The sequence below is a fragment of the Roseibium sp. Sym1 genome (genome assembly GCF_027359675.1).
In the GTDB taxonomy this organism is placed as follows: Bacteria; Pseudomonadota; Alphaproteobacteria; order Rhizobiales; family Stappiaceae; genus Roseibium.
In genome coordinates this window covers 2,275,297-2,282,500 of sequence record NZ_CP114786.1, presented here as the reverse complement: position 1 = coordinate 2,282,500, position 7,204 = coordinate 2,275,297, and the positions used below count along the sequence as shown (strand labels likewise).

At 63.4% G+C, this 7,204-nt stretch carries 4 protein-coding genes; 1 reads left to right on the top strand and 3 read right to left on the bottom strand.

What is annotated here, in order from left to right; all coding sequences use genetic code 11:
• The first annotated feature begins 327 nt into the window (after nucleotides 1-327).
• A complete protein-coding gene (locus tag O6760_RS10475) occupies nucleotides 328-2,304 on the top strand; it encodes a M23 family metallopeptidase (protein ID WP_269585322.1) in 1,977 nt (658 codons plus the stop codon).
• Nucleotides 2,305-2,378: 74 nt separating this feature from the next.
• On the opposite strand, the gene clpB is transcribed toward O6760_RS10475, so the two are convergent.
• The 3 genes from clpB to prmC form a co-directional block, all read right to left on the bottom strand.
• Complete coding sequence (gene clpB / locus O6760_RS10470) at nucleotides 2,379-4,976, bottom strand: ATP-dependent chaperone ClpB (RefSeq protein WP_269585321.1); 2,598 nt, start codon at nucleotides 4,974-4,976, stop codon at nucleotides 2,379-2,381.
• A 277-nt stretch (nucleotides 4,977-5,253) separates the two neighbouring features.
• On the bottom strand, nucleotides 5,254-5,973 hold the full coding sequence (locus tag O6760_RS10465; RefSeq protein WP_269585320.1) for a DUF4167 domain-containing protein: 720 nt from the start codon (nucleotides 5,971-5,973) through the stop codon (nucleotides 5,254-5,256).
• Nucleotides 5,974-6,334: 361 nt separating this feature from the next.
• Nucleotides 6,335-7,201: a peptide chain release factor N(5)-glutamine methyltransferase gene (gene prmC, locus O6760_RS10460; RefSeq protein ID WP_269585319.1), complete on the bottom strand. Its 867-nt coding sequence runs from the start codon at nucleotides 7,199-7,201 to the stop codon at nucleotides 6,335-6,337.
• Nucleotides 7,202-7,204: the final 3 nt, after the last annotated feature.

Below are 7,204 nucleotides of genomic sequence, written 5' to 3'. Positions count from 1 at the left end.
AGCCACGCGAAACCGATCAGATTCCGCATAATTCCGGAGGCTTTCCGGGGTGGCCTTTCCGGCCGTCCCCCGAAGCCCGCCACACTCCCCCTGTATAGAAGGTGTCTGCCGCCACGCCCTGACCACAGAACGGACAAATTCTGCTCTTATCGACAGGCGTCCGGCGCACGAGCAGGTACGCCGGCTTGCAGAAACAATTGACGTTTTAAATCAAACACTGCATTTAGCAGGTTCTGTTATGCTTGGCGCTGATGACATAGGCCCCCGCCCGCGGGTGGCAAAGACGCGCTTCATGGTGGACTTGTACGAAGGACCGGACAGGTATTAATGCATTTTGGCCCTTTCCATAGCGCACAGACACTTCGCGTAGAACTTGGCGACGAGGCGCCGTTGCGCGGATACGAGGGCCGCAGCGGCATGTCCGACCGGCGCCAGGTGTCGCTGCGCTGGCTGGCCGGCACGGTGCTCACGGGCGTCACGTCCCTGGTGCTGATGGGCGGTGCGCTGATGGCGGCGCTCGACGGCCAGTACAGTGTCGAGGCGGCCCCGTCAGCCGACGCCTATCTGAACGGCATTGCTCTTCCGGGTGGAGGCAGCAGCAAGGGCGACCGGGTCCTGCGCACCGCGGCCGAATATTCGTCGAAACACGTGATCGATGTGAATGTGGTCACCCGGGACGGCGACCGCGACTACATTCGCGTGCAGCCCCATGTGTTCGTCAGCGCAACGCTGGCCACCCGCAAGGACCCGGAACTCGCCGAACGCATTCCCGACTTCAACCCGCTCAACATGTTCGCCGACAACAGCGACGACGGCGCCGACCCGGCTGCGGACATTCCCGGCACGCCGCTCCTGGCCGATTCCGTCTATGGCGCCAAGCTGGAAAACGAAGTCAGCATTTCCCTGGCGCCCTTCCCCACCCGCAGCAGCGACATCGATCCCGACCAGACACCCTCCGAAGCGGAAGTGGAACTGACCGTGCGCGAGACCGCGCGCACCCTTTCCATCGACGCCGTCGAGATGGCTGCGAAGACGCTGGTCGACCCGGGCCGGTTCGACTTCAATCTCGCGCTGCAGCCCGACCTCGAGCGTTACGCGGTGCGCATCACGCCGGAAAACGTCTCCTTCGTCTCCAAGCAGGACGAGGACATCCGCTTTGCAGGCATGGACGAAAGCATCGTGCCTGTGACCCAGGGCACGAACCTCACGGACGTGATGCTGGATTACGACGCGACCGAGGACGAGGCCGGGTCCATTTCCCGTTCATTCGAAGCCCTGTTCGGAATTTCGGAACTTGCCGAGGGCCAGCGTCTCAGGATCGCCTATGCGCCGTCACCGGACAATCTCGAACGGATGCGGCCGGAACGGATCAGCATCTACGAGAACACCGAACACAGGGCGACGATCGCCCGCTCCGACGACGGCGACTATGTGCGCGCAAAGGAACCCAGCACCTTCCTTGCGGACGCCTTCGAGGAAGCCGACAGGGTCTCCTACGGCGGCCCGACACCCGCCATCTACGACAGCCTCTACCAGACGGCCCTGGAACAGGACATGCCGGAAGAGATCATCAACGACCTCGTGCGCATGTTCTCCTTCGATGTCGATTTCAATGCCCGCGTCCAGCCGGGCGACGCCCTGGAGCTGTTCTTCACCGAGGGCGACGAAAACAGCGGCCCCAAGATCCTCTACGCGGCGCTCAACACGGGCAACACGACCCGGGAGTTCTACCGGTTCCGGACGCCGGATGACGGGATCACGGATTTTTATGATGATTCCGGCCAGAGCGCGAAGAAGTTCCTGATCCGCAAACCGCTCAATGGCGGCAAGTTCCGCTCCGGTTTCGGCATGCGCCGTCACCCCATCCACAAATACACCAAGATGCACAGGGGTGTTGACTGGTCCGCGCCGCGCGGCACCCCGATCATGGCGGCCGGCAACGGCACGGTGCAGAAGGCCGGCTGGAGTTCCGGATATGGCCGCCGCATCGAACTGCGCCACACCAACGGCTATACCACCACCTACAATCACATGACCGGCTTCGCCAAGGGCGTCCAGGAAGGAACCCGCGTTACCCAGGGCCAGATCATCGGCTATGTCGGGTCCACCGGCCTGTCGACCGGCCCGCACCTGCACTATGAAGTGCTGGTCAACGGCCGCTACATGGACCCGATGCGCATCAAGCTGCCCAAGGGCCGGACCCTTGACGGAGAGATGCGCACCGCCTTCGAAACAGAGCGCTACAGGGTCGAGACGCTGCTGGACCGGGCACGCAAGCCGTCACGGATCGCCGCCGTCAACTGACCCGGACCGGCCGCACATGAAAAAGCCCGCGGAACCGGGGTTCCGCGGGCTTTTCCTTGTCATCACCCCATCACTCAGGCTGCGGCGCTTTCCATGCCGTCGACCTGGAAGGTCAACCGGTCCGCACCGGCCGAGACGGCCACCGTCTGACCGTCCAGGATATCGCCGGAAAGCAGCTTTTCCGCGAGCGGATCCTGTAGATCCTTCTGGATCACCCGCTTCAGCGGACGGGCGCCATAGGCAGGGTCATAGCCTTTCTGCGCCAGCCAGCCAAGCGCGCCGTCGTCCAGCTTCAGCGTGATCTTGCGATCCGTCAGAAGCGTGCGCAGACGTTCCAGCTGGATCTTGACGATGTCGGCCATCTGCGCCCGCTGCAGGCGGTGGAACAACACGATCTCGTCGAGCCGGTTCAGGAACTCGGGCCGGAAATGCCCGCGCACCGCACCCATCACCTCGTCTCTGACCGCGTCCGAGTCCTGGCCTTCCGGCTGGTTGACCAGGTATTCCGCCCCCAGGTTCGACGTCATGATGATCAGCGTGTTGCGGAAATCGACCGTGCGGCCCTGTCCGTCGGTCAGGCGGCCGTCGTCAAGCACCTGCAGGAGCACGTTGAAGACATCGCCATGGGCCTTTTCGATCTCGTCGAACAGGACCACCTGGTAGGGCCGGCGGCGCACGGCTTCTGTCAATGCTCCGCCTTCCTCGTAGCCGACATAGCCCGGAGGCGCGCCGATCAGCCGAGCCACGGAATGTTTCTCCATGTATTCCGACATGTCGATACGCACCATCGCGCTGTCATCGTCGAACAGGAAGGTGGCAAGCGCCTTGGTCAGCTCGGTCTTGCCGACCCCGGTGGGGCCCAGGAACATGAACGAACCGATCGGCCGGTTCGGATCCTGAAGTCCCGCGCGCGCGCGGCGCACCGCCGTCGAGACCGCATGGATCGCTTCCGCCTGGCCGACCACGCGCTCTGCCAGCACATCCTCCATCCGAAGCAGCTTCTCGCGTTCGCCTTCGAGCATCTTGTCGACCGGAATACCGGTCCATTTCGACACCACCTGGGCGATATGGGACGGTGTGACCGCCTCATCGACCATGGCATCGGCATCCTCGGAATCCTCGGCGTCCTGCAGTTTCCTTTCAAGATCCGGGATCACCCCATAGGCAAGCTCACCGGCCTTGGCCAGGTCGCCGCGCCGCTGCGCGATTTCCAGATCGATGCGGGCGTGCTCGAGCTGCTCCTTGATTTTCTGCTCGAGGTTCAGCTTTTCCTTCTCGCCGAGCCAGCGGCTGGTCAGCGACTGCGACTGCTCCTCAAGGTCCGTCAGCTCCTTCTCCAGCTTGGCCAGCCGGTCCCTGGCGGCGTCGTCGTTCTCCGCCTTGAGGGCCTCGCGCTCGATCTTCAGCTGAATGATCCGGCGGTCCAGCTCGTCCAGCTCTTCCGGCTTGCTGTCGACCTGCATCCGCAGCCGGCTGGCCGCTTCATCCATCAGGTCGATGGCCTTGTCCGGCAGGAACCGGTCGGTGATGTAGCGGTTCGACAGCGAAGCCGCCGAGACGATGGCGCTGTCGGTGATCCGGACGCCATGGTGAAGTTCATACTTCTCCTTGATCCCGCGAAGGATCGACACCGTATCCTCGACGGTCGGCTCGCTGACAAAGACCGGCTGGAACCGGCGCGCCAGCGCGGCGTCCTTTTCGACATGCTTGCGGTATTCGTCAAGCGTGGTCGCACCCACACAATGCAGTTCGCCGCGCGCCAGCGCCGGTTTCAGGAGGTTCGACGCATCCATGGCGCCATCGGCCTTGCCGGCTCCAACGAGCGTATGCATCTCGTCGATGAACAGGATGATCTTGCCCGCGGCCGCCTCGACCTCGGACAGGACCCCCTTCAGGCGCTCCTCGAATTCACCCCGGTACTTCGCACCGGCAATCAGCGCGCCCATATCGAGGGCCAGCAACTGCTTGTCCTTGAGCGATTCCGGCACGTCGCCATTGACGATCCGCAGTGCCAGACCTTCGGCGATGGCGGTCTTGCCGACGCCGGGTTCACCGATGAGGACCGGGTTGTTCTTGGTCCGCCGCGACAGCACCTGGATGGTGCGGCGGATCTCCTCGTCGCGGCCGATCACCGGGTCGAGCTTGCCCTCACGGGCCACCTGGGTCAGATCGCGAGCGAATTTCTTGAGCGCATCATACTGGTTCTCGGCCGTGGCACTGTCCGCCGTGCGCCCCTGGCGCAGCTGGTTGATCGCCTCGTTCAGCCCATTTGGGGTGACGCCGTGACGCTTCATCAGCTTGCCGGCCTCGCTGTCGGCATCCATGGCAAGCGCAAGCAGCAGCCGCTCGACCGTAACGAAACTGTCGCCGGCCTTGTCCGCGATCTTTTCCGCCTGTTCAAACAGGCGTGCCGTCGGCTGGCCCATGTAGAGCTGGCCGGAACCGCCCGAGACCTTCGGCATCTTGTCCAGAAGGCCTTCAAGATCGCCCTTAAGCGCCTTGGCCTGGCCACCCGCGCGCTCGATCAGCCCGCTGGCCATGCCTTCCGGATCGTCCAGAAGCACTTTCAGGATATGTTCAGGCGCAAATTGCTGGTGGCCCCGCCCCAGCGCGAATGTCTGGGCGGACTGGACGAAACCGCGCGCCCGCTCGGTGTATTTCTCAAAGTTCATAAGCTACCTCCTACCCGTCCACACCACCCGAAGCATGGGGAACGTTCTGGGATACGGACCCCTGCAACGGGCATCCGTGCAGCCTCAATGAGCGCTGCCTCCCTAATATAGTGTTGCAATTTCATCACAAAAGCCCCGACGATACCAGTTCGACATTTTCCGCAGGCCCTTTCCAAAATGTCGCAGGTGCCTCTGCTCGGAACCGCCAGGCTGTAGTGACAAAAAAACGGCGCCCCGAAGGACGCCGTCTTATCATTCATGGCTTGCACCGGACTGACTAGTCGCCGGCGGGAGCCACCTCGGCGGGTGCGTCGTCGGCGGCTTTGGTGCGGCGCGGACGGGCCGGCCGGCGGCGCGGCTTGGCCTGTTCTTCGCCATCGGCACCACCGGCCGCGTCCGTTGTTTCCGGAGCCGTCTCTGCAGCACCTTCACCCGTGGAATCATCGGCCACCGCCCGGCGCGGCGTGCGCGCCCTCGGGGTACGCGCCCGGCGGCGCGGCTTGTCGTCGGACGGATCGTCCCCGCTGTCGGCCTTCTGTCCGGCACCGTTCACCTTGCCCTCCTGATCGATGACCGGCATGTCTTCGATAAAGGGCTGCGGGCTGTCGGCATCGACCAGATCGGCGTCCGAAGATGTGGCGTCCTGCTGGGGGCGGTCGCTGCCGTTTGCATGACCGTTTCCGCTTGCCGCGGCAGCATCGCTGCTGTCCTCGGCTTCGGGGCGTGCGGGGGCCTGCGCGGCCGGCTGCTGCTGCGGCTGGGCGGCAGCAACGATGCGCAGATAATGTTCCGCATGCTGGTTGTAGTTTTCAGACATCACTCGATCCCCGGATGCCTGGGCATCACGGGCAAGCTGCTGGTACTTCTCCGCAATATGCATCGCCGTGCCGCGGATTTTCACATCAGGACCGTTGGATTCGTAAGTCCGGGTTAACGGATTCGGGCCCTTGCGGCCCCGTCCGCGCATACGCTTATTGCTCTGATTTCCTGGTCTCATCCTGCCGTTTTCTCTTGCGGAACGGCGGTCAGCTTTACGCCGACCCAACATCGGGTTTGCAAAAACCGATACGAAATACCTACCGAAACCAACAATGCTGGTTAGCGGCTGTCATTGAAAACATACGCAGCGCGTTAAAGGCCAACGGCCAACGCGTTTGTCATTTCTTCGACAGTCCGTAAACACCGGATAGTCCGATATGCAACGGTTTCCAGAACGCTGAAAGTGCGCCCGTCCCCACGCTGCCGGATGCGCATGCCCCGCTGAACGCTGATCACATCTCCGGTCTCGGCAAGGGCAACCTACCCGTTTCCGCCGCGATTTCCAAGCGCTTTTTCGCCTTTGGATCAAAACGGTGAAATTATCGCTTCCGCGCCAGCGCAACGCGGTTGTTTCCCGAAAGATCCCTAATGATTTCAATTGCTACAAAGTCATGATGACGCAGCAGTTTTTTCAGATCGCCCGCCTGGTCATACCCGATTTCCAGCGCGATCCGGCCGCCGGACGCCAGCAGCTGCGCGGCATCCGCGACAATGCGCGCATACGCGGCCAGACCGTCTTCGCCTCCGTCCAGGGCCAATATCGGGTCATGCTGAATCACTTCCCTGGACAACCCGGCGAGAACGGAGGTCCGGATATAGGGCGGATTGCTCACCACCCAGTCGAAGCCCCGGCCGAGTGGGCAATCCGCCGCCGGCTTCAGAGCCGAGGTGTAGTCCGCGCATACCGGCACAAATCGGTCGGCAACCTCGTGCAGCTCCGCATTGCGCAGCGCGCAGCTGAGCGCCTCCTCGGACAGGTCGACCCCGACCATGCGGCTCAACGGTCGCTCGGCGAGCAGCGTCACCGCGATCGCCCCGGAGCCGGTGCCGATGTCGCAGATGACCGGGGCCTCTTGAGCACCGCACCGGTCCAATACGGCATCGACCAGGGTTTCCGTGTCAGGCCGCGGTTCCAGGGTCGCCTCGTTCAGAAGGAACCGGCGCCCGTAGAATTCGCGTTCACCCAGAATGCGGCCGACCGGCATGCCCGCCAGCCGCTTGTGCGCATGGCGCTCGGCCTGCGCCACCGCTTCCGGGGCGGCTGGATCCCGCTCCTGGAGGAGCAGCGCCGACACCGGCAGATCCAGTGCCGCGCTGACAAGCAGCCTCGCATCCAGGTCAGGCGTTTCCAGACCGGCCTCGCGGAACCGGCCCCGCACGGACCTGTAAAGCTGGCCGATCTCCATGTT

Coding starts and splice junctions, on each gene's coding strand:
- O6760_RS10475 (WP_269585322.1), top strand. CDS start 328: ATGCATTTTGGCCCTTTCCATAGCGCACAGACACTTCGCGTAGAACTT.
- clpB (WP_269585321.1), bottom strand. CDS start 4,976: ATGAACTTTGAGAAATACACCGAGCGGGCGCGCGGTTTCGTCCAGTCC.
- O6760_RS10465 (WP_269585320.1), bottom strand. CDS start 5,973: ATGAGACCAGGAAATCAGAGCAATAAGCGTATGCGCGGACGGGGCCGC.
- prmC (WP_269585319.1), bottom strand. CDS start 7,201: ATGGAGATCGGCCAGCTTTACAGGTCCGTGCGGGGCCGGTTCCGCGAG.